The following is a 20526-nucleotide window of genomic DNA, read 5'->3' on the forward strand; positions in this document are numbered from 1 at the left end:
ATGTAGCATGCGAAATGTCGGCGAGGTTGATAAGCTGCTTATCAACCCTCTGTTTGATGCGCGTCGACCGGCAACCCGGCAACATGCAGAGCATGAACGCCGAACTGCTCGAACTCACCCGCCTGCTGCACAACATGATCCGCTTCGGCACGATTGCCGAAGTCGCTAACGGTCGCGCCCGTGTGCTCCTGAGTCCCAAGCTGACGACGACCTGGTTGCGCTGGGCGGCATTGCGCGCAGGCGACGCCCGCAGCTGGTGGGCGCCTTCGGTCGGTGAACAGGTGGTGCTGTTGTCACCTGGCGGAGATCTGACCGCGGGCGTCATCGTGCCGGCGATCTATTCCAACGCCTTCCCAGCGCCGTCCGACAATCACGCCCTTCACACCACGCATTACCCGGATGGTGCGGTCGTCCAATACGACTACCAGGCACACACTTTGGGCGCGACGCTGCCGGACGGCACGGGCGTCACTGTCGCTCCTGGCAAAGTCACCTCCAACGCTGAAGACACGGAATGCACCGGTAATCTGCTGGTGCAAAAGAATCTGATCGTCAACCAGAACCTGACCGTCAACGGCATGTCCGCGTTGAACGCCGGCATGAACGTCCAGGCTGGCGACGGCGGCGGTCCTGCGGCCATAGTGCAAGGCGTGATTCAGGCCACGATGGACATGATTGCCGCTGGCATCAGCCTGGTAAAACACCCGCACGGCGGCGTGAAGAAAGGTGATGACGACTCTGGGGCACCGAAATGATGAGCGCCCGTACCGGCCGCAGCATGTCCCGCCTGGCCCACATCCAGCAGTCCCTGGCCGACATTCTCACTACGCCCATCGGCAGCCGCGTCATGCGCCGTGAATACGGCTCCGAAGTCCCGGAGCTGATCGACCAGCCATTGAATGGCGCGACAGTCCTGCGCATCTACGCTGCGACGGCCTACGCAGTGTTGCGCTGGGAGCATCGTATTGCCTTGACCGGGGTACAGCTGGAGCGCGGCCAGGATGGGCAAGCCACGCTGATCCTGGACGGAACTACCAATGAACAGGGCGTGCAACTGGCAGTGCCGGTCGGGGCGGAGGCAAGCCTGTGAGCGCAGCTATCGACCTGTCGCAACTACCGGCGCCGAATGTCGTCGAGCCGCTGGACTACGAGACCATCCTGGCCGCACACCTGGTCGACCTGGAAGCGCAAGGCGTTGACCTGGACGAACTGACGGAATCGGATCCCGCCATCAAGGTGGTGCAACTGAATGCCTATCGTGAATTGAAATTGCGCCAGCGCATCAACGAAGCCGCCCGTGCGCTCATGCTGGCGTACGCGACGAAATCGGATCTGGATCACATCGGCGCCAATATGGACGTGCCGCGCCTGCAGATCTGGCCGGCGGATCCCGACAAGGGAATCGCTGCCGTCATGGAAGAGGACGACGATTACCGACGGCGCATCCAGTTGGCGCCGCAAGGTATGTCGGTCGCCGGCCCGGAAGGCGCTTATGTTTTCCATGCCTTAAGCAGCGACGGCCGCGTGCGCAACGCCACCGCCACCAGCCCTTCGCCTGGGCATGTGGTGATCACTGTTCTGTCGCATGAGGGGGATGGTACGCCATCGCAGGAGCTGCTGGACATTGTTGCCGCACGCATGCTGGATGATGGCGTACGGCCCTTGACCGATTACGTCCAGGTCCGCGCCGCCCAGATCATCCGCTACCAGGTACACGCCAAGCTCTACAGTTTCACGGGGCCGGATCCGACCGTGGTTCTGGGAGAGGCAAACAAGCGCATGCAGAAATACGCCAAGGATGCGCACCAGCTGGGCCGCGTGCCTACCCATTCCGGCATTGACGCGGCAGTGCATGTTGCCGGCGTCGAGCGCGTCATCTTGCTGACCCCGACCGAAGATCCCGAGATATCGAAACTGGTGGCGTACTACTGCGACAACCTGCAGATCGACTATGCCGGTATTTGGGGTAACGCATGAGCAAGAAGATGAAATCGCTATTGCCGCCCAATTCCACGCCACTGGAGCGGGCGCTGGAAGCGGCCACGGCGCGGATCTCCGCTGTGCCGGTTCCGCTGCGTACCTTGCACAACCCGGACACCATCGAACTCTCTCTGCTGCCCTGGCTGGCCTGGCATTGGTCGGTCGACAGCTGGAAATCCTACTGGTCGGAAGAGGTACGGCGCGCTCGCGTGCGCAATGCCATGAAGATCCATCGCCAGAAGGGCACCGCCAAGGCGGTCAAGGACGTAGTGGCGACTTTCGGCGGCGCCATCCTGCTGCGCGAGTGGTGGCAAATGACACCTATGGGCGAGCCGTACACGTTCGAGCTGGTGCTGACGCTCTCTGGCGCCGGCGGCCAGTCCGCAACGGCTGAATTTGTGGATGATGTGATCGCCGAGGTCAACCGCACCAAGTCTATCCGTAGCCACTTTACGTTTACCCAGGGCCTGCATACGCAAGCGGCCATTGCTGTAGTTACCGCCGTGCGCCCCGTGACCTATGCCCGTTTGAACCTGACAGAAGCCATTTAATAACCTATGCCCGGACTCCAAATCATCACCACCAAGGCAGGCCGCGCCGCCCTGGTCAATGCGGAACACAATGGCACGGCGCCGCTCACCATTGCCGAGATCGGCATTACTGCAGCGGTCTTTACCGCCGATGCCGACATGACCACCTTGCCTGGTGAGATCAAGCGCATTCGCACCATTTCCGGCGAGGTGGTGGCCCCCGATACCATGCACGTCACCATCCGCGACGATGGCAGCGACACGTACACGGTGCGCGGCATCGGCTATTGGCTCAGCAACGGCGTGCTGCTGGGCGTCTACAGCCAGCCAGATCCTATCTTGCAAAAGTCCACGCAATCGATGCTGCTGCTGGCCGCCGATACCGTATTTACGACGATATCCGCGACCTCGCTGACCTTCGGCGATGCCAATTTTACGAACCCGCCGGCGAGTACGGAACGCCAAGGCGTGATCGAGCTGGCAACGGTTGGAGAAACACAAGCCGGGGCCGATGCTGTACGCGCCGTCACACCGGCGACCTTGTCGGCACGCATCGCCACCGAGGCGCGTACCGGCTTGGTGTCCATCGCTACTCAAGCGGAGGCGGACGCCGGCACGGACGACCAGCACGCGATCACGCCGAAGAAGCTGGCGCAGCGCCTGACCCGGTTCGCGCCACTCGATAGCGCTGCTTTCACCGGCACGCCAACCGCTCCGACGCCGGCCAATGGCGACAACTCGCTCAAGATTGCCAATACGGCCTTTGTACAAAAGGCTATTGCCCAGGCGGTAATCGGACAAATCGTGTTTGAGGCGCGCACCAGCGCTCGCGCAGGTTTCCTGAAACTCAACGGCGCGCTGGTCAATCGTGCCGATTATCCCGACCTCTGGGCCTATGCCCAGGCAAGCGGCACGCTCATTGCGGAGGCAACTTGGGCGAATGGCAACTGGGGGTGTTTCTCCACCGGCGACGGTGCAAGCACTTTCCGCATTCCTGAATTGCGCGGGGAAATGCTGCGTTGCTGGGACGATGGGCGCGGCGTCGATGCCGCACGCGGTATCGGCACTTGGCAAGATAGTCAGAACCGAACCCATGGTCACACTGCCAGCGCAGCGGCAGTCGGCGATCACATCCACAGCGGCTGGACCGATGCCCAGGGCTGGCACGGCCATCATGGTGGTACAACCTGGGCGGGCGATCACGCGCACTCCGTCGCCAGTTCCCCAGGTAACGGTCAGGGTGCCTCCGGCGGCAATAGCGTGCAGCAAAGCGGCGGCGCAATGGCTACCAGCGTCGCCGGCGGCCATTCCCATGCGTTCGACACCGAAGGCGCCGGCAATCACGCGCACAACATCGGTATCGGTGGCGCCGGCAATCACACCCATGCCATCACGGTCAACCTCGACGGCGGCAACGAAGCTCGCCCGCGTAACCTCGCCATGCTGGCAATGATCCGCGCTTATTTAGTTTAAGGAACAAAAAACATGCTGATTCATCAATACGACAATCACAACGGCCAATATCACAGCAGCCGTCTGGCCGATGCCGATCCACGCAATCCCGACCGCTGGTTGATGCCGGCATTCAGCACCGCCGAGACGATGCCGGAGCGCACCGCGTTGACCTGGCCGTTTTACGTCGACGGCGCCTGGACTCTGCTGCCTGACTATCGTGGTCGCATCCTGTACCGCCAGGACACCGGCGAGGCGGCCGAGATCCTGGTCGCCGGTCAGACGCCTGCCGATCACGGCTTAACGGAGACGCCGCGTCCCTCGGATGACCACACCTGGCAAGGGAATAGCTGGCAGATCGATCCCGCTGTGGTCAACCATAGGCAACGGGCGGCGGCGATGGCTGAGTTTGAGGGCCGCATGACATTGGCTCGCGTAAAAAACGCAGGCAAGGCGGATGCCTATGCAGCTGGCTTGCTGTCCAATGCGGAAATTGATGATTTCCGTCGCTGGTCCGCCTATCAGCTCGCACTGGTGCGGGTGATCGAGCAAGACGGTTTCCCCGACGCCATCGCCTGGCCGGCCGCACCTGATACCCCAATTCTTTAATTTACTCACCCTATTTACAGGAGCCCTATGCCTACTGATTACCACCATGGCGTGCGCGTCATCGAAAAGAACGAGGGCACCCGCCCGATCCGTACCGTCAGCACTGCCGTCATCGGCCTGATCGCCACTGCCGAGGATGCCGACCCGGCTGTCTTCCCGCTCGACACGCCGGTCCTGCTGACCAATGTCGTCGCCGCCCAGGGCAAGGCCGGCGTCAAGGGAACGTTGCGTCGCGTCCTGGAAGCCATCGGCGCCCAGACTAAACCGTTTACGGTGGTGGTCCGCGTAGCCGAAGGCAAGGACGAAGCAGAAACCACGTCCAATGTCATCGGCACCACCTCGGCTGCCGGCAAATATACCGGGATCAAGGCGCTGCTGGCGGCCCAGGCCCGGCTCGGCGTGAAGCCGCGGATCCTGGGCGCGCCTGGCCTGGACACCAAGCCGGTCGCCAATGCGCTCGCCAGCGTCGGCCAGCAGTTGCGTGCCTTCGCGTATGTGTCGGCGCATGGTTGTCTGACCAAGGAAGAAGCGACTACCTACCGCAAGGATTTCGGGCAGCGCGAACTGATGGTGATCTGGCCGGATTTCGTGAACTGGGATACCGCGACCAATGCCGACGCCAGCATGGCGGCGACCGCCTACGCCCTGGGCCTGCGCGCCAAGATCGATGAAGAGATCGGTTGGCATAAAACGCTCTCCAATATGGTGGTCAACGGCCCGACCGGTATTTCCAGTGACGTTTTTTGGGATCTGCAGGATCCCGCCACCGATGCCGGTTACCTGAACAGCAAGGAAGTCACGACTCTGATCAACAGCAACGGCTTTCGCTTTTGGGGTTCGCGTACCTGCGAAGCCGGCGGCTATTTTTACTTTGAAAACTACACCCGCACCGCCCAGGTCGTGGCCGACACCATCGCCGAAGCGCATATGGCCTATGTTGATGTGCCGATGCATCCGGCCTTAGTGAAAGACCTGATCGAGAGCATCAATGCCAAATTCCGCGACCTGATCCGGGGCGGCTATCTGCTGGGCGGCAGCGCCTGGTTCGATCCTGAATACAACAGCAAAGAGAACCTGAAGGACGGCAAGCTGGCCATCGATTACGACTACACGCCAGTGCCTCCCCTGGAGAACCTGCTGTTCCAACAGCGCATCACCGACCGCTACCTGGCCGACTTCGCCGCCGCTGTTGCCGCCTCTTAACCATTTCACCTATCAAGAAAGCAGACCACACCATGGGCATGCCTAAAAAACTGAAAGATTTTATTTTGTTCGATAGTGGTAATTCCTATCGTGGCCAGGTGACGGAAATCACGTTACCGAAACTCTCCCGCAAGATGGAGGAGTACCGCGCCGGGGGCATGAGCGGCCCGGTATCGGTCGATCTGGGCAACGAGGCCATCACCCTGGAATGGACTGCCGGCGGCCTCATCCTGGAAGCTCTGCTGCAGTATGGCGCCCGCAGCCACAATGCGACGCAGTTGCGCTTTGCCGGCGCTTATGAGAATGACGACGACGGCGCCATGTCGGCCGTCGAGATCGTCGTGCGCGGTCGTCACAAGGAGATCGACATGGGCAACGCCAAGTCGGCGGAGGACACGAACCAGAAATACACGACCGCCTGCAGCTATTACAAGCTGACCATCGATAACCGGCCTATCTTTGAATTCGATTTTATCAATGCCATCGAGAAGATTGACGGCAAGGACCGCAACGCCGATATCCGGCGCGCTATTGGCCTGTAACCCCTAACAGCAACACCAACCCCTTTCTCTTTTTTACTTGTAAAACCTTTACTTTAAATTCTTATGAAAAACGCTGCCATGAATACGCAAGAAACTATCGCCGCCGACAGCGCCGCTTCCGGCGTCTATAAGACCATTACCCTGGAAGAACCGCTGACCCGTGGCGACACCCTGATCACCAGCGTGCAGATCCGCAAGCCCACGGCGGGCGAGCTGCGCGGCGTCTCGTTGGTGGATCTGAGCAATCTGGATGTGCTTTCCCTGCAGCGCGTCCTGCCGCGCATTACCTTGCCGACCTTGGCGCCGCACGATGTGGCAAAGCTGGATCTGGCCGACCTGATGGCCCTGGGTTCCGAGGTGGCCGTTTTTTTGCTGAAGAAAGCAGATCGTCCGGTGGTCTACCCGAATTCGTAGAAGATCCCATGGCCGATATTGCGACGGTGTTTCACTGGCCGCCGCAGGCCATGGATGAACTGGAGATATCGGACTTGATGGCCTGGCGTGAACGCGCCAGGGTGCGCAGCGGCGCGGAAGATTAGGAAGCATTCAATGAATGACAAGCAACTGCGGTTACAGGTGGTGTTCGCGGCGTTAGATAAACTGACCGCGCCGCTCAAGAAGATCACCGGCGAGTCGTCCGTCCTGGGCAAAGCCATCAAGGCCAATAGCGACCGGCTGAAGGAGTTAAATGCCCTGCAGAAGGATGTGGGGCGCTTCCGCGAGCTGCATGCCGGCCTGGATAGCAGTTCCAGAAAGTTGCGCGAGGTGCAGCAGCACGTCGCCGGCCTGGCGCAGAAGATGCAGCAAACGGCTCAGCCGACGCGGACCATGACCCGTGAGTTTAACGCTGCCGTGAAGTCGGCCGGCGCGCTCAAACGCGCCGGCCAGCAGCAGGGTGAACAATTGCAGGTGTTGCGGGACCGCCTGTCCGGCGCCGGCGTCGGCACCGACAAATTATCCAGACATGAGCGCAGCCTGCGCGGCGACATCGCTGCCACCAATGCCCAGCTGGCCGAACAGCAAAAGCGCTTATCCGCGATTGCCGGTCATCAGCAGAAGGTCGGCGCGGCCCGTCAGCACGCGGACAAGCTGCGTTCCACCGCCGGCAATGTCGCTGCCGCCGGTGTCGGTGCGACTGTCGCTGGCGGCGCGGTTGGCGCGCCCCTGGTCAGCGGGTTGAAGGATGCAAAGCATTATCAGACCGAGAAGGCGCGTATTACCGCGCTGGGTCTGGGACCCAAAGTCAGTGCCGACGCTGAGCGCTATGCCCGCGGCATGAAGACCTACGGCACCAGCCACGCCGAGAACCTGGAGCTGGTGCGCGACAGCATGTCCGTGTTCGGCGATCTGCCGCATGCGCAGATGGTCGCGCCGATGCTGGCGAAGATGAAGTTTGCCAATAAGGCGTTTTACGGCGAGGAAGCCGGCGGCGAGAACGAACGCAAGTTCATGGACATGTTGAAGGTGATCGAGGTACGCGGCGGCACCGCCAGCGCGGCGAAATTCAACGAGCAGGCCAATATGGTACAGAAGGTCATTTCTGCGACCGGAGGCCGGGTCGGTCCGACTGAGTGGCTGAACCTCATTAAAACCGGCGGCATTGCCGCCAAGGGCATGGACGAAAAGTCCTTTTACTACGAACTGGAACCGCTGGTACAGGAGCTGGGCGGCTTCGGCGTCGGTAACGGTCTGATGTCGAGCTATAACAATCTGTACCAGGGCCGCACCAGCAAGCGCGCCGCGATGAACCTGGACAAGCTGGGCCTGATCGGCGATCACACCAAAGTAAAACACGACAAGGTCGGACAGAGCGCCCAGCTGGACCCCGGCGCGCTCCTGGGCGCGGATCTGTTCAAAAAGAGCCAATTCGAGTGGATGGAGCAGGTACTGTTGCCGCAGCTGGCAAAACACGGCATTACCAAGAAATCGCAGGTGCTCGACACCATTGGCAGCCTGTACACCAACCGCAAGGCCGGCGACCTGATGGCGAACATGTACCTGCAGCGCGCCCAGATCCATAAGAATCGGAAGTTGAACGAGGGCGCCTACGATGTGGACCAGCTGGAGCCGCTAGCGCGGGAACAGGCTGCCGGCAAGGAAATGGAAACCTTGGCGAAGCTGGCCGATTTAAAGCTGACTATGGGTGAGAAGATTCTACCGCTGTATTCCCGCGCCATCGAGTCCGTGACCGGCGCCCTGGATAGCCTGAATGGGTTCATGGAACGCAACCCCATCCTGTCCAAGGTCATGATTGTGGGTTTTGGTAGCCTGGCGGCCATCCTGGTGGTGTTGGGGCCGCTGATGCTCGGCCTGGCCGCCTTGATCGGCCCCTATGCCATGCTGCATGTGCTGTTCGCCAAGATGGGCATTGCCGGCGGCGTGCTGACGCCGATCCTGCGCGGCGCTGCTTCCGCCTTCCTATGGCTGGGCCGCGCCCTGCTGTTTGTCGGTCGGGCTTTCCTGTTGAATCCGATAGGGCTGGTGATTACCGCCATTGCCCTGGCCGCTTACCTGATCTACCAGTATTGGACGCCGATCAAAGGCTTTTTTACGGACCTGTGGAATACCGTCGGCAATGCATTTAGTAGCTCCTGGGCCAGCATCAAGGCGTTTGCGGGCGGTTTGTGGGCCGATGTGCAGCAGGCCTTCGCCGGCGGCATTGGCGGCGTCACAGCGCTGATTCTAAACTGGTCGCCTCTGGGCTTGTTCTACCAGGCGTTTGCCGGCGTGCTGCGCTGGTTCGGCATCGATTTGCCGGCGAAGTTTAGCGATTTTGGGTTGAACATCATGCAGGGCCTGGCAAACGGGATCACTGGCGCCCTGGGGACGGTCCGCACGGCGATTGCCGGCGCCAGCGACAGTGTCGTCGGCTGGTTCAAGGAAAAGCTTGGCATCCATAGCCCGAGCCGGGTATTCGCCGAGCTCGGGGACTTCACGATGCAGGGCCTGGCGGTTGGCCTGCAGCGCAGCCAGGACAGTCCCCTTGACCAGGTCGGCGGCCTTGCCAAGCGGCTGACCCAGCTCGGCGCCGGTATCGCCATCGGTGCAGCCGCCTTGCCGGCGCTGGCTTTCGACACGCGGCCGCCGCTGGCGCCGCGCACACCTGGCGCCGGCATGGTGATCCAGGGCGACACAATCACGATCACGGTCCAGGCAATGCCTGGCATGGATGAGCAGGCGATTGCCCGCGCTGTTGCACAGGCGCTGGAACAACGCGACAGACAGAAGGCGGCGCGGCTCCGCTCCAGCCTGGCCGACTACGATAATTGAGAGGAAAACCTGATCATGATGATGGTCCTGGGCATGTTTGTGTTTAGCTTGCCGACCCTGGCTTATCAGGAGCTGCAGCGTAAAACCGACTGGAAGCACCCGAGCACATCTCGGGTCGGCGCCCGCAATGCGCGCCAGTTCACGGGGAAGGGTGACGACACGATCACGCTGTCCGGCTGGATCGCGCCGGAGCTGACCGGCAGCGTCTATTCGCTGGATGCCTTGCGCCTGATGGGCGACACAGGCAAGTCCTGGATCCTGATTGCCGGCACAGGGCGCATTTACGGTTCGTTCGTCATTACCGGCATGACCGAGGGGCGTACTGTCCTGGGCCAGGACGGCGACGCCGGCAAGATCGATTTTACGATCACCCTGGAGCGTACCGACGAATCCGTGCTGGGCTTGTTGAACACGCTGGGCGACCTGGGCAGCATCAAGAACATGCTGAGCCTGGAGGGCATCAGCAATAGTGTGAGCAACTTTGCCGGCGACGTGCGAGGCGCATTCTGATGGAATACCCGATTCCCGCGTTTAAGATCACCCTGGACGGCCGGGATTTGACCGCCAAATTTGCGCCGCGCCTGGTCAATCTGAATTTGACCGAGTGCCGCGGCGACAATGCCGATGAATTGCGCCTGACCTTGTCGGATGCTGACGGCCAGTTAGCTTTGCCGCCCAAGGGCGCCAGGATCAATGTGCAGATCGGCTGGGCCGACGCCGGCCTGGTCGATAAGGGCGTGTTCACTGTCGATGAAGTCGAACACAGCGGCGCGCCGGATGTGTTGACGCTGCGGGCGCGCACGGCCAGCCTGATCGACACCTTTCGGCAGCCTCAGGAGCGCAGTTTCCATGACACCACGCTGGGCGCGGTGATCGAGGTGATCGCGTTTCAGCAGGAATTGGAAGCCGGCATTGCCGAGGCGCTGCGCAACGTGCCCGTCAGACATTTGGACCAGACCAGGGAGAGCGACGCGGCTTTCCTGCGCCGGTTGGGCAAGAAATACGATGCTGCCGCAACGGTGAAGAACGACACCTTGCTGTTCATGCCGGCAGGCCGTAGTAAGACCGCTTCCGGCCGTGATTTACCGAGGATCCAGATCACCCGCCAACTGGGCGACCGGCACCGTTACCATAGTGCCGAGCGCGATAGCTACAGCGGCGTGCGCGCATTCTGGCACGACGACAGGCACGGCATGCGCCGCAGTGTCGTCGCCGGTGCGCCCGGTAACAGCAAGCGGTTGCGCACAACCTACGCCAGTGAGGACGATGCGCGCACCGCGGCCGTCGCGGAATGGCAGCGTATCCAGCGCGGCTTGGCGACGTTTGAATTGTCGCTAGCGGTGGGCGATCCGGCGTTGATGCCGCAGTTGCCCGTGAATGTGGCGGGCTTTAAAACTGAGATTGATAGCCAGGACTGGTTGGCGGCGAAGGTCACGCACAATATCAGCGATGCCGGATTTACTTCAGAGATCGAATGCGAAACACGCACCGAGGAAGCCGAAGTCGAACGTGAAGACGAGGTCGACCCGGATCCGGGGGTTACGGGTGTCACAGCACCATGGCGCAACAAGGTCACAAAAAAACAGGGGGAAGCACTGGCCGGATCAAAATCCAGCGTCAAGGCGTTGAAACACGTTTATACGAGTAGGCAGACTGCCACGCGCGCCGCTAAACTTGAATGGGAAAAAATTCAAGAGCGGCGCGACATCATCAAGGAAAACAGCGATGGTCAGTAGCGCCGATACGTGACCTGGTGTCACATCAGCGGCGCCGAACGTGAGCGGGGGCGGGAGGCTTCGCCCCAATAGGCCGCCGTACCGTGGTCATCTATAAAGCATTCCTGATAACTGCCATCTTCGATTTTGATTTTAGCTCCGGCAGAATACGTGCCGGCATCCCAGCGGCAATATCTTTCCATCATCGTCGGTTCGGGTTCTGCCGCAGCGTTGGCGCGATCATCAACCAATGCGAAGCCGCCGACGCTCAACACAACGAATAGTGCCGCCATGCCGATATGTCGACGCTGTTGTGCGCGGTCGGAGGCTCGGCTGTTTCGGACATATTCTGGGCTGTTGATGGCCGGCCGCCAATAGTATGACGACGTTCCATTTTTTTGTGTCAACGATACCTGCCTGGCTTTGTTGTCGACGCCATTATAAAAATTACCCATGATTATTTGTCCAACTGCTACCGGGAGCGCCGTTTCTTTTCTGGTCCACCATTTGCGCCTTATTCCTCCAGAGGTTTCTTCTTCTTTTTTTTATCGTTGGCCTGGAAATTTAAGTCACCGTGTACAGTTTGACTACCTTCAATCACTTGTTTGACCGGGGCGGCATATTTTATGCCGTAGGCCTCTTGCGTCGAACTCTTCTTTGGCTTTTCTGGCGGAGCAGTGCCGACGACATCGAGCATGCCGAGCATGTTAGCTTTGCCGCGAATATCCAGTTGACGATAGCCAGTCAATAATTCATTTTCTTCGGTGGTCAAGGCGATTGATGAACGTTGCCCGGTCAGGATGTATTGCACATCAACGCCAATAGCAGCCAGCGCCCGAAAATAGAGTCCGTCAGGACATCGCTCATCTTGCTCATACGAGATTTGAGTACGTTTTTTCACGCCACCGGCAGCTGCGAAATCATCTTGATTCATTCCTAGACGCAATCGCTCACTTTTTAAAGTTTCCCCAATGGTGTACATAGTTTCATTTATTTTCATTGACAGGTGCAAATATGTGCACTAAAGTTACGCCATCCGTAACAACTACAAATCATACCATTATGAAAAAACCAGGCGTAATACGACGCGCTCCCAAATACCTCCTCGCTGAAGCCATTGCTGTCCGTTTGACAACGGAAGAACAGACTACCGTGGAGCAATATGCCTATGAAGGCGCAGAATCCCGTGCTGCATTTCTCCGTCGCATGATCATGCTTGGCGTGAAGCAGCACAAGCGCAATCTCTCCAAAACAAAATCCTAATCAGCAAGGACATCGCCATGGATCAATTGCAGTCTACGTTTGTTTCTTCCCATCAGCACACAGTTCTTATTGCGGAGCAATGATGAAGCGTCCAATGCAAATTGAACAAGCCTTGCGCAGTGCGCTGACCGGCCCCGGTCGGCAGGACGTGCAGCATAAGGTCGGCTGGGATGATTCTCAGGTAAGTCGTTTCCTCAATGGCGGGCAGGGCATTGTTATCGACAAGATCGATCTGCTGGTGGCCGCTGTCGGTTTCGTCATGGTCACTTGCAAATATCTAGATGCTGTCTCCACTTTAGGCGAGGTCGGCATGCATTGCGAGTGCGCCCGACAGGGCCAGGGCGAGTGTTCCCGCCGCATCTAATCGCATCACGGTAGTTTGTAGTTGTTGTAAGCCGGCGTCAGGGGCCGATTGAAGTGTCAGGTAAAGAGATTGTCGAAATGAGAAATATTGGAATGTGCTGTCCCTTTTGTTCCACCTCGCCACGCGCCGTTAAAAGCCGTGTGCTGTCGTCGCTGATGAAAGAGATTACCTATCAATGCCAAAACCCGTATTGCGGTTATTCCTTTGTCGCCAGGCTGGAGATTGCCCGGACGCTGTCCGTTTCTTCCATCGTCAAGCCTGAAATCAAAGTGCCGCTTTCGCAGCACATTAACTGGTCTGCCATCAATCAGCTGACCTTGAATCTGACGCCAGCCTGAGGCCCGCCAATGAACCACCATCGCATCCTAGCTCCGCCGTAACCACGGCCTAAGCAGTTTCTCCCACGTTGTCTTTTGTCATGCCTGTTTGCAGGCATGCCGGATTCGCTCATTCTGAAATAAGGAAAACCCATGCAACCCTATGTCGCCAAACAGATGATTCATCCGTTCCCCCGCTTGTCATGCCGGCGCATGACCCGCATGCAAAAGCTGCGGCGTCGTATCGCGCTCAAGAATGCCGGTGAGGCATTCCGCTCGGGCTTGCTCTGCGGCTTCGTCATGTTCGCGCCATCGCTGGCCGTGGCGCTCTCCTGGGTAAAGGACTGAACCATGCCATTCGTTATCAAATTCATCGTCCGGCGAGAGCTGATGGCCAAGCTGGCGGACGACTGGCTACGCGCCAACTGCCCGTCATTCTCCGACATGGTGTGCGCCGAATGCCTCCACGCGCTGGGTGGCATGGCGGGGGAGTGGTGATGACGGCGCCCAATGTCAGCTTTGAGCAATTGCAGCGCGTCCACCACGCTTTGCGTATCACCATCCCGCTGCATGAAGTCTCGCCGCTAATGTTGTCCACGCTGTCCGTCATCGCGCACTGCTGGCGCGACCGGATTCCGGCGCATCTGTGGCGGGATCCGGTCGAGGAAGGGCGGCCCAGCATGAGCGCACAAGAATTTCAGCGGCAATATTTATGCACCTTTGCCGTCACCCCCGAAAGCAAGCAGCAACCGATAGACCTCAAACGCCGCGCCGCGGCGGATTACGAATAACACGATGAATCCATCTTTACACGCCGACATTCTCAACCGCTTGTCCGAATTCAACTTCAAGCACGAAAAAAAGGGCTATCTGCGCGCCGGCACCTGTCCAGGGTGCCAAAAGAAGGAACTGTATACCAACGCCGATAACCCGTGGGTAGTGCGTTGCGGCCGCCTGAACAATTGCGGCTACGAGGGCCATGTCAAGGAGCTGTATCCTGACCTGTTCGACGACTGGAGCAAGCGTTACCAGACGCCTGAGGCGACCAACCCGCAAGCGGCGGCCGACGCCTACATGCAGCACGGCCGCGGCTTTACCTTATCTCGTGTGCAGGGCCTATATCGGCAGGAAAGCTATTTCGACAAGGATCTCAATATCGGTAGCGCCACGGTCCGCTTTGCGGTCGCGGACGGCTATTGGGAGCGCCTGATCGACAAGCCGCAGCGCTTTGGCAAGAAGAAGGCGCGGTTCAGCTTCGGCTCGGCCTACCATGGAAAATTCTGGTCGCATCCCTCGCATAGCCTGCAGGCGGTCGATGAGATCTGGATCGTGGAAGGCATTTTTGACGCCATCGCCCTGGAACACCATGGCATAGCCGCCGTGTCGATCATGAGCTGCAATAACTACCCGCTGCAGTCGCTGCAGGATCTGCGCGACGCCCGGGGTAATCAGGATTGTCGTCTGGTGTGGGCGCTGGACGGCGACAGCGCCGGCCGCAGTTATACGACCAAGCATATTGAACGGGCCAAGGCGGCCGGCTGGGAGTGCAGCGCCGCGCAGATCCCGCAGAACGGCAGGCTCAAACTGGACTGGAACGATCTGCACCAGCGCGACAAGCTGACCGAAGCCGATATCGAGAACTACCGCTACCACGGCGCCATCCTTGTCGCCGGCAGCGCCAGCGACAAAGCGCTGCTGATGTACGGCAAGGAAGGCAAGACCGAATTCGATTTCGAGTTCCGTAACCGCCTGTACTGGTTTACGCTCGATCTGATGGCCTATAACAAGGAAATGGAGCAGCTTGATAGCGAAGGGTCCACTAGTATCCTGTCCGAGGCCGGCAAGCGCGAGAAGGCGCTGTATGCGGCGCATACGATACGCCCGATTGCCAACTGCAACCCGGTGGCGCTGTATTACCAAAAAAACGAGATGACGGACGAAGCCTGGTATTACTTCCGGGTCGATTTCCCGCATGACGGCGCCTCGATCAAGAACACATTCACCAGCTCGCAGATCTCCAGTTCGGCCGAATTCAAGAAGCGCCTGCTCGGGATCGCACCTGGTGCGATGTTCAGCGGCAGCAGCGCCATGCTGGACCGGATCATGGAGCGCGACCTGTTCCATATCAAGCGGGTCGAAACCATCGACTATATTGGCTACAGCAAGGAATACGGCTGCTACGTCCTGGACAATGTCGCTATCAAGGACGGAACGCTGTATGACGTCAATAAGGAAGATTTTTACGACCTGGGGCGCATTGCCGTCAAATCCCTGAATCGGTCAGTGTCGCTCCAGATCAACCGCGATCCGGACGGCTATACGACCGAATGGGTCAATCTGCTGTGGAAAGCCTTCGGCGCCAAGGGCATGGTGGCCCTGACATTCTGGTTCGGCTCTCTGTTTGCCGAGCAGATCCGCGCTGCCCAAAGCTCCTATCCGTTCCTGGAGGTGGTCGGTAAGGCCGGCGCTGGTAAGTCTACGCTGATTGAGTTCCTGTGGAAGCTGTTCGGCCGCGCCGGCTATGAGGGCTTCGATCCAAGTAAATCCAGCCTGGCCGCCCGCGCCCGTAATTTCTCCCAGGTATCCGGCTTGCCGGTGGTGCTGATTGAGTCCGACCGGGAGCGTATGGACGGCGACAAGAGCCATGTGAAGTCGTTTGATTGGGATGAGCTGAAAACCGCCTATAACGGCCGCTCAACCCGCGCACGGGGCATGAATACTGGCGGCAATGAAACCTACGAGCCTCCGTTCCGTGGCGCCATCGTGATCTCGCAGAATAACCCGGTCAATGCCTCCGAGGCGATCCTGTCGCGGATCGTCCACCTGTATTTCGACCTGACGACGCAAACGCCGGAATCCGGCGAGGCGGCCGACGCCCTGAAGTTCATGCCGGCCGAGAAAGTATCGGGTTTCGTCCTGGCCGCGGCCAAGCGCGAGAAGAAGATCATGGAAACGGTGGCCGAGCGCACGGCGGTCTATTTGAAGGAATTGCGCATGCGGCCGGAAATCAAGATGCCGCGCCTGGTGGAAATTCATGCGCAGATGCTGGCGCTGACGGACGCCCTGGGCCTGGTCATCAAGCTGACGCCGGAGCAGCAGAAAGCCATGCGCGAACAGATCATCACCATGGCCGGCGAACGCCAGCAGGTGATTAACGACGACCACACCCTGGTGCAGGAATTCTGGGAGGCGTTCGACTACCTGGACAGCAACGACATGCACCGCTTGAACCATTCCCGCGACCCGCAGTTGATCGCGGTCAACCTGAACCACTTTGTGCAGATCGCCGCCGAGCGCCGTCAGCAGATCCCGGTGATTGGCGACCTCAAGAAAGTATTGCGCACCAGTCGCCGACGCAAGTTTCTCGATGTGCGCGTGGTCAACAGCCAGATCCGCGCCCGAGACAACGTCCTGGGTAGCAAATCAATGATGTGCTGGGTATTCCAAAACGATAAACCAACTAACTAACCAAAGGAAAATTTCCGAGATGAAAGTTCTATTTTTAACCTGCTTGTACACGATGATGATTTTTTCTGCCTATGGCATATCGGTATGCGCAAAGTCGTTGTTCTCGAAATTTTCGGTGCGATGCAGCACGTTAGATAGCTGGATTGTGGGCGCTCTCGCCGTCCTGGTACTTATCGTCGGCGTCTATTGTGGGGTGTCGCGTGATTGAGGCGGTGGAAAGAAAAACGGTTGTGGTCGGTGATCGTGTCACATTTGAAAATGATCAAGGGCCGCAAGTTGGCAACGTGATCGGGATCCAGCGGAATATCTGCAATGCCCAGCCATTTGCCATTATCGAGGTGGACGATATTCTGCCAGGCATTCTAATGTCAGCTGCGATTGCGGATATTGAACTGGCATCTAACGAAATTTATCATCAAGCACAACGGAGAAAATGTGATAAGTGAAGAATTGCTGATTGAGTGCGCCAGAAGAGGCGCGCAGTTATACGCTGAGTTACATCCCAGACCGGCGCACGTCAATCAAGTACAAGCTGCAGACATGCTAAGCCTGTCACCTCAAACCATCGGAAAAATGGTGCGTGATGGTCGGCTTGCATTAAACTCTCTTGGGCTAATTCCAATTTCTGAGATTGATCGCGCTCTGTCGGTCAGGTGATTCTTTTGGCGATATCGGCAGCACTCGCATTGTAGTAAACGAGTGCTTGATCGATCTTGGTCCAACCAAACATCTTGCATAAATCAAACACCGCTTGCTGTGCCGCGATGCCATTTGATTGCATCCGGCCGGCGATCCACGTGGCAGCAGTATGGCGTGAGTCATGGAAGGTAAATCCTGATAACCCAGCGCGTTCGCGCGCGCGCCGGAATAGGGCGTCGAGCGTCTGCGCCTTTAACCCGAAGACGAGTTCTGTATCAAATCCCCGCATCTGTTCGATTAATGCCCGCGCCTTGGGCGTCAGTGGCACATCGCGTTCAGTGTCATTTTTCGTTTTCACCAACTTACAATAGCCGTCGTGCACCCGATCCCAAGTCAACTCGCACAATTCACCAGCGCGCATCCCTGAGCGCAGCGCCAGCAGGAGACAACACGCCACGGCCTGAGTGATCGTGCGTACTTTGTTTTTGACATATCCCATCTGGCGCAGCATGCGCTTGAGTTGAGGTCGGCTGATGAGTGTCTTACGGTGCTTCGGCTCTTTAGGTTTGCGTACATCCCGCAGTGGGTTCTGATCGATCCAGCGCCATTCGCGCCGAGCTGATTCCAACACGGCCGATAACAGGCTGATTTCCCGCAGGATGGTGCCTGGCTGTACGACCTTAGCCCGACTGTCACGCCAGGCAGCCAAGTCTTCCGGCACGATCTTGTTGATCGGTTTTTTCAGAGGCAGCGCATGCTGTTCAAAGGCGTTCAGCCGAAGCATTTCCCATCGTTCGCCGCGCTTGGTTGGTGAAACTTCGTCAGCGTATTTGCGTAGCGCGTCCAGAAGCGTGTGACGTGTTCCGAGGGGTGTATTGTTGACAGTCCGAATCTCGGTTTCTCGGCGCGCGGCCCATGCATCGGCCTCACGTTTTGTCGGGAAAGACTTATTCTCGCGGATGCCGCGAATAGCGATCTGAACGCGCCAACTAGCGCCGATCTTCTGGATACTTGCCATGGAGGTGTAAATTGAGGTGTAAAAAATGTGTAGTGAGAGTGTAATTTAATATCGTTTTGAACGATATGGACTACTTGCACATTTTATTTAACTCATTGATTTGTAAGAAAATATAGCGTGAAAATATATTTACTTAAATTGTAATGGTGCCCGAGGCCGGAATCGAACCGGCACACCGTTTCCGGCGAGAGATTTTAAGTCTCTTGTGTCTACCGATTTCACCACTCGGGCAATTCTGCCGTTTCGAAGAAACGGGCAAAACATGTATCGACAGCAATTGCCTGCGATACGGGACAGGGCCGCATTCTAACAGGTTCTAATGGCCAAGGCCATCCTCCCATGCGCGCTTATCCGCTTGCAGCTACGGGTGGAACCGGAGAGCAATGTTGTTAGATCGGTCAGCTTGCGAAACGCAATTCGGAAGTGGCTACCGCCTTGATTTCCGGCCCGAAGCTGTCGAGGTTGGGCAGCGTCGCGTTTTCATGCGCGCGAATCTGCTGTCCGGTCGCATGCGGCTGGTCGTGGGTGGTGTGGGCATCTGACACCAGCGTCACGGGATAGCCCAGGGCGGCAGCGCGGCGGGTGGTGGTGTCGATGCAGAATTGCGAAGCGTAGCCGCAGATCACGAGATGTTCGGTATGCCATGAAGCAAGCAGTGCTTCGAGTTCGGTGCGGAGAAAGGAGTCAGGCGTCGTCTTGCGCACTTTTACATCACGGTCCTTTACCTGCAGTCCAGGCTGGAGTTGCCAGCCTGCGGAGCTGTATTCGAGATCGCTGGCTTCATGCTGGATGAAGATTACCGGAACGCCGGCAGCGCGGGCCTTGGCGGTCAAGGTGTTGATGCGCTCCACGACCGCGTCGGCTTCGAACGGGCGGGGTGTTTCATCAAACAGGGCTTGCTGGACATCGATGACGAGGAGAGCGGATTTCATGGTTTCCTGTGGGAGCTTGAGCCGGGAATCCCTAAGGAATTCCCGCGGTTAACGCACTACCTCGAGAGCCGGGCGAGGTAGTTGCCGGTATCGGTTTCAGGTTTCCGGAAGATTCGAGACGACTGCAGTCGCGCCGAAATTGTTGGGTTCCTTTGGTTCCTGGGCCAGGAAATAGATAATGATGATCCAGCCGATGACGGGGATGATCGCGATCAGTTGCCACCAGCCGCTGCGGTTCGTATCATGCAAGCGCCGTGCTGCAGCTGCAATCGACGGCAGCAGCGTGGCGACGGAAAAGAGCAGGCTGAGTTTGTGGCTGACTGCGTCGGTTGCGAACGAGGCCAGGACGATAAAAAGCGCGAACCACCAATATTCGGAGCGCGCAGCCCTGCCGTTGAAGTCGGCGTATTTGGCAAAACAGACTTTGATCGATTCCGTAAACGTCATTTCTATCCCCTGTAGTTTGTAAGCACGGGCGCCCGCCTCCGGCGGTGTTTATACCCATGGGTTTCAGTAAAATTACCAGAGAGTAATAATAACAAAAGCCGTAGCCGTCACGGCAAAATGTTGATGTATCGGAAATCTACCTAAGTCTTGGCGCCGGAACTGCCGCTAGCCCGTGCCGACGGACAAAATTCCCTCTGTTCTTTTTGCCTGATGTCGTCTCCATTGCATTTCATTGCCATAATAAAAATGTATCTATAAAGAAACAGTTTCTTGGGATAAATAAAAATGGATTGATGTTGCATCAGACAAGCGCATAATAAATTGCCGTGCAGAAATAAAAATAGATTGAGGCTGAGGATACGCAACTGAATATGTGAATGCAGCAGGCCGATATGCCGATCGCTGATCGGATTGAAGTTGAAGCACATATGGGGGAGGCGTCATGGGCAAAGCATTGTCTCGTCGGGTATCCTTGTTCATTGTTTTTATTGCAATCTCGGTAGCTATTACGGGTTGCGGAGGTGGCGGAGGCGGCAGCGGTAATCCGAATCCCGTTACTCCCCCGGTTCCAAGCACTCCGCCGGCTCCGGCTGTTCCCCCGGTTTCAACCTTGCCGCCTCCTGTCGACAACAGCGGTAATGCGATAACGCCGGCCATGCTGGACGTACTCGACCCCAGCAACGCCAAGGCCGCCCACGCGCAAGGCATGACCGGCGCCGGCGTCGCGGTCGGCGTGGTCGATACCGATTTCGACGTCAGCGATCCCCAATTGGCCGG

The 20526-nt window shown here is 58.2% G+C and carries 26 protein-coding genes and 1 tRNA gene; 21 read left to right on the forward strand and 6 right to left on the reverse strand.

Translation table 11 applies throughout. The features are described 5' to 3' along the window. The first annotated feature begins 92 nt into the window (after positions 1-92). The 13 genes from V8G57_RS24875 to V8G57_RS24935 all read left to right on the forward strand — a co-directional run bounded on the left by V8G57_RS24875 (position 93) and on the right by V8G57_RS24935 (position 11322). A complete protein-coding gene (locus V8G57_RS24875; protein WP_342831656.1) occupies positions 93-755 on the forward strand; it encodes a phage baseplate assembly protein V in 663 nt (220 codons plus the stop codon). Further along, on the forward strand, positions 755-1090 hold the full coding sequence (locus V8G57_RS24880; protein WP_342831685.1) for a GPW/gp25 family protein: 336 nt from the start codon (positions 755-757) through the stop codon (positions 1088-1090). The genes V8G57_RS24875 and V8G57_RS24880 overlap by 1 nt, the downstream gene beginning before the upstream one ends. Next, complete coding sequence (locus tag V8G57_RS24885; protein ID WP_342831658.1) at positions 1087-1977, forward strand: baseplate assembly protein; 891 nt, start codon at positions 1087-1089, stop codon at positions 1975-1977. Before V8G57_RS24880 ends, V8G57_RS24885 begins: the two co-directional genes overlap by 4 nt. After that, on the forward strand, positions 1974-2531 hold the full coding sequence (locus tag V8G57_RS24890; protein ID WP_342831660.1) for a phage tail protein I: 558 nt from the start codon (positions 1974-1976) through the stop codon (positions 2529-2531). Before V8G57_RS24885 ends, V8G57_RS24890 begins: the two co-directional genes overlap by 4 nt. Before the next feature lie 6 nt (positions 2532-2537). After that, entirely contained in the window at positions 2538-3983 is a 1446-nt protein-coding gene (locus V8G57_RS24895; RefSeq protein WP_342831662.1) for a phage tail protein, read from the forward strand. 12 nt (positions 3984-3995) lie between these two features. Next, positions 3996-4571, forward strand: a complete 576-nt coding sequence (locus tag V8G57_RS24900) for a tail fiber assembly protein (protein WP_342831663.1) — start codon at positions 3996-3998, stop codon at positions 4569-4571. 27 nt (positions 4572-4598) lie between these two features. Then, positions 4599-5774, forward strand: coding sequence for a phage tail sheath protein (locus V8G57_RS24905; RefSeq protein WP_342831664.1), 1176 nt, complete (start codon positions 4599-4601; stop codon positions 5772-5774). 32 nt (positions 5775-5806) lie between these two features. Then, positions 5807-6316 carry a phage major tail tube protein gene (locus V8G57_RS24910; RefSeq protein WP_342831665.1) on the forward strand — a complete coding sequence of 170 codons (510 nt, stop codon included), beginning with the start codon at positions 5807-5809 and terminating at the stop codon, positions 6314-6316. Positions 6317-6394: 78 nt separating this feature from the next. Beyond that, positions 6395-6730, forward strand: coding sequence for a phage tail assembly protein (locus V8G57_RS24915; RefSeq protein WP_342831666.1), 336 nt, complete (start codon positions 6395-6397; stop codon positions 6728-6730). 8 nt (positions 6731-6738) lie between these two features. Then, the gene (locus V8G57_RS24920; RefSeq protein ID WP_342831667.1) at positions 6739-6855 is read left to right on the forward strand and encodes a GpE family phage tail protein; all 117 of its coding nucleotides are present in this window, start codon (positions 6739-6741) and stop codon (positions 6853-6855) included. A gap of 10 nt (positions 6856-6865) precedes the next feature. Beyond that, positions 6866-9586 carry a phage tail tape measure protein gene (locus tag V8G57_RS24925; RefSeq protein WP_342831668.1) on the forward strand — a complete coding sequence of 907 codons (2721 nt, stop codon included), beginning with the start codon at positions 6866-6868 and terminating at the stop codon, positions 9584-9586. A 15-nt stretch (positions 9587-9601) separates the two neighbouring features. Beyond that, on the forward strand, positions 9602-10096 hold the full coding sequence (locus V8G57_RS24930; protein WP_342831669.1) for a phage tail protein: 495 nt from the start codon (positions 9602-9604) through the stop codon (positions 10094-10096). Beyond that, on the forward strand, positions 10096-11322 hold the full coding sequence (locus tag V8G57_RS24935; protein ID WP_342831670.1) for a contractile injection system protein, VgrG/Pvc8 family: 1227 nt from the start codon (positions 10096-10098) through the stop codon (positions 11320-11322). The genes V8G57_RS24930 and V8G57_RS24935 overlap by 1 nt, the downstream gene beginning before the upstream one ends. Before the next feature lie 20 nt (positions 11323-11342). On the opposite strand, the gene V8G57_RS24940 is transcribed toward V8G57_RS24935, so the two are convergent. Both V8G57_RS24940 and V8G57_RS24945 read right to left on the reverse strand, forming a co-directional pair. Further along, the gene (locus tag V8G57_RS24940) at positions 11343-11756 is read right to left on the reverse strand and encodes a hypothetical protein (protein WP_342831672.1); all 414 of its coding nucleotides are present in this window, start codon (positions 11754-11756) and stop codon (positions 11343-11345) included. Positions 11757-11815: 59 nt separating this feature from the next. Beyond that, positions 11816-12301, reverse strand: coding sequence for a helix-turn-helix domain-containing protein (locus tag V8G57_RS24945; RefSeq protein WP_342831673.1), 486 nt, complete (start codon positions 12299-12301; stop codon positions 11816-11818). 62 nt (positions 12302-12363) lie between these two features. On the opposite strand from V8G57_RS24945, the gene V8G57_RS24950 reads away from it, so the two are divergent. The 8 genes from V8G57_RS24950 (at position 12364) to V8G57_RS24985 (ending at position 17159) form a co-directional block, all read left to right on the forward strand. Next, positions 12364-12564, forward strand: a complete 201-nt coding sequence (locus V8G57_RS24950) for a hypothetical protein (protein WP_342831674.1) — start codon at positions 12364-12366, stop codon at positions 12562-12564. 82 nt (positions 12565-12646) lie between these two features. Then, complete coding sequence (locus V8G57_RS24955; protein WP_062120394.1) at positions 12647-12928, forward strand: hypothetical protein; 282 nt, start codon at positions 12647-12649, stop codon at positions 12926-12928. Between the two features lie 53 nt (positions 12929-12981). Continuing rightward, positions 12982-13266 (forward strand): Ogr/Delta-like zinc finger protein, encoded by a 285-nt coding sequence (locus V8G57_RS24960; RefSeq protein WP_342831675.1) that lies wholly within the window; start codon positions 12982-12984, stop codon positions 13264-13266. A 132-nt stretch (positions 13267-13398) separates the two neighbouring features. Then, positions 13399-13593 carry a hypothetical protein gene (locus V8G57_RS24965; protein ID WP_342831676.1) on the forward strand — a complete coding sequence of 65 codons (195 nt, stop codon included), beginning with the start codon at positions 13399-13401 and terminating at the stop codon, positions 13591-13593. A gap of 3 nt (positions 13594-13596) precedes the next feature. Beyond that, positions 13597-13743, forward strand: a complete 147-nt coding sequence (locus V8G57_RS24970) for a hypothetical protein (protein WP_342831678.1) — start codon at positions 13597-13599, stop codon at positions 13741-13743. Further along, a complete protein-coding gene (locus V8G57_RS24975; RefSeq protein WP_342831679.1) occupies positions 13743-14036 on the forward strand; it encodes a hypothetical protein in 294 nt (97 codons plus the stop codon). The genes V8G57_RS24970 and V8G57_RS24975 overlap by 1 nt, the downstream gene beginning before the upstream one ends. A 4-nt stretch (positions 14037-14040) precedes the next feature. Next, complete coding sequence (locus V8G57_RS24980) at positions 14041-16713, forward strand: toprim domain-containing protein (RefSeq protein WP_342831680.1); 2673 nt, start codon at positions 14041-14043, stop codon at positions 16711-16713. 200 nt (positions 16714-16913) lie between these two features. Further along, the gene (locus V8G57_RS24985) at positions 16914-17159 is read left to right on the forward strand and encodes a hypothetical protein (protein WP_342831681.1); all 246 of its coding nucleotides are present in this window, start codon (positions 16914-16916) and stop codon (positions 17157-17159) included. 203 nt (positions 17160-17362) lie between these two features. Here the strand turns inward: V8G57_RS24985 and V8G57_RS24990 are convergent, their stop codons facing one another. The 4 genes from V8G57_RS24990 to V8G57_RS25005 form a co-directional block, all read right to left on the reverse strand. Then, on the reverse strand, positions 17363-18370 hold the full coding sequence (locus tag V8G57_RS24990; RefSeq protein WP_342831682.1) for a tyrosine-type recombinase/integrase: 1008 nt from the start codon (positions 18368-18370) through the stop codon (positions 17363-17365). Between the two features lie 144 nt (positions 18371-18514). Continuing rightward, positions 18515-18601 (reverse strand) — tRNA-Leu (locus V8G57_RS24995). Positions 18602-18768: 167 nt separating this feature from the next. Continuing rightward, the gene (locus V8G57_RS25000; RefSeq protein ID WP_342831683.1) at positions 18769-19302 is read right to left on the reverse strand and encodes a cysteine hydrolase family protein; all 534 of its coding nucleotides are present in this window, start codon (positions 19300-19302) and stop codon (positions 18769-18771) included. Between the two features lie 96 nt (positions 19303-19398). Beyond that, positions 19399-19749 (reverse strand): DUF805 domain-containing protein, encoded by a 351-nt coding sequence (locus tag V8G57_RS25005; protein WP_342831684.1) that lies wholly within the window; start codon positions 19747-19749, stop codon positions 19399-19401. Between the last annotated feature and the right edge of the window lie 777 nt (positions 19750-20526).

The organism is Collimonas rhizosphaerae (genome assembly GCF_038896935.1).
In the GTDB taxonomy this organism is placed as follows: domain Bacteria; phylum Pseudomonadota; class Gammaproteobacteria; order Burkholderiales; family Burkholderiaceae_D; genus Collimonas; species Collimonas rhizosphaerae.

Bases quoted from the DNA above. Each gene is read 5' to 3' on its own strand.
- V8G57_RS24875 (WP_342831656.1), top strand. From the start codon at position 93: ATGAACGCCGAACTGCTCGAACTCACCCGCCTGCTGCACAACATGATC.
- V8G57_RS24880 (WP_342831685.1), top strand. From the start codon at position 755: ATGAGCGCCCGTACCGGCCGCAGCATGTCCCGCCTGGCCCACATCCAG.
- V8G57_RS24890 (WP_342831660.1), top strand. From the start codon at position 1,974: ATGAGCAAGAAGATGAAATCGCTATTGCCGCCCAATTCCACGCCACTG.
- V8G57_RS24895 (WP_342831662.1), top strand. From the start codon at position 2,538: ATGCCCGGACTCCAAATCATCACCACCAAGGCAGGCCGCGCCGCCCTG.
- V8G57_RS24900 (WP_342831663.1), top strand. From the start codon at position 3,996: ATGCTGATTCATCAATACGACAATCACAACGGCCAATATCACAGCAGC.
- V8G57_RS24905 (WP_342831664.1), top strand. From the start codon at position 4,599: ATGCCTACTGATTACCACCATGGCGTGCGCGTCATCGAAAAGAACGAG.
- V8G57_RS24910 (WP_342831665.1), top strand. From the start codon at position 5,807: ATGGGCATGCCTAAAAAACTGAAAGATTTTATTTTGTTCGATAGTGGT.
- V8G57_RS24915 (WP_342831666.1), top strand. From the start codon at position 6,395: ATGAATACGCAAGAAACTATCGCCGCCGACAGCGCCGCTTCCGGCGTC.
- V8G57_RS24920 (WP_342831667.1), top strand. From the start codon at position 6,739: ATGGCCGATATTGCGACGGTGTTTCACTGGCCGCCGCAGGCCATGGAT.
- V8G57_RS24925 (WP_342831668.1), top strand. From the start codon at position 6,866: ATGAATGACAAGCAACTGCGGTTACAGGTGGTGTTCGCGGCGTTAGAT.
- V8G57_RS24930 (WP_342831669.1), top strand. From the start codon at position 9,602: ATGATGATGGTCCTGGGCATGTTTGTGTTTAGCTTGCCGACCCTGGCT.
- V8G57_RS24935 (WP_342831670.1), top strand. From the start codon at position 10,096: ATGGAATACCCGATTCCCGCGTTTAAGATCACCCTGGACGGCCGGGAT.
- V8G57_RS24940 (WP_342831672.1), bottom strand. From the start codon at position 11,756: ATGGGTAATTTTTATAATGGCGTCGACAACAAAGCCAGGCAGGTATCG.
- V8G57_RS24945 (WP_342831673.1), bottom strand. From the start codon at position 12,301: ATGAAAATAAATGAAACTATGTACACCATTGGGGAAACTTTAAAAAGT.
- V8G57_RS24950 (WP_342831674.1), top strand. From the start codon at position 12,364: ATGAAAAAACCAGGCGTAATACGACGCGCTCCCAAATACCTCCTCGCT.
- V8G57_RS24955 (WP_062120394.1), top strand. From the start codon at position 12,647: ATGAAGCGTCCAATGCAAATTGAACAAGCCTTGCGCAGTGCGCTGACC.
- V8G57_RS24965 (WP_342831676.1), top strand. From the start codon at position 13,399: ATGCAACCCTATGTCGCCAAACAGATGATTCATCCGTTCCCCCGCTTG.
- V8G57_RS24970 (WP_342831678.1), top strand. From the start codon at position 13,597: ATGCCATTCGTTATCAAATTCATCGTCCGGCGAGAGCTGATGGCCAAG.
- V8G57_RS24975 (WP_342831679.1), top strand. From the start codon at position 13,743: ATGACGGCGCCCAATGTCAGCTTTGAGCAATTGCAGCGCGTCCACCAC.
- V8G57_RS24980 (WP_342831680.1), top strand. From the start codon at position 14,041: ATGAATCCATCTTTACACGCCGACATTCTCAACCGCTTGTCCGAATTC.
- V8G57_RS24990 (WP_342831682.1), bottom strand. From the start codon at position 18,370: ATGGCAAGTATCCAGAAGATCGGCGCTAGTTGGCGCGTTCAGATCGCT.
- V8G57_RS25000 (WP_342831683.1), bottom strand. From the start codon at position 19,302: ATGAAATCCGCTCTCCTCGTCATCGATGTCCAGCAAGCCCTGTTTGAT.
- V8G57_RS25005 (WP_342831684.1), bottom strand. From the start codon at position 19,749: ATGACGTTTACGGAATCGATCAAAGTCTGTTTTGCCAAATACGCCGAC.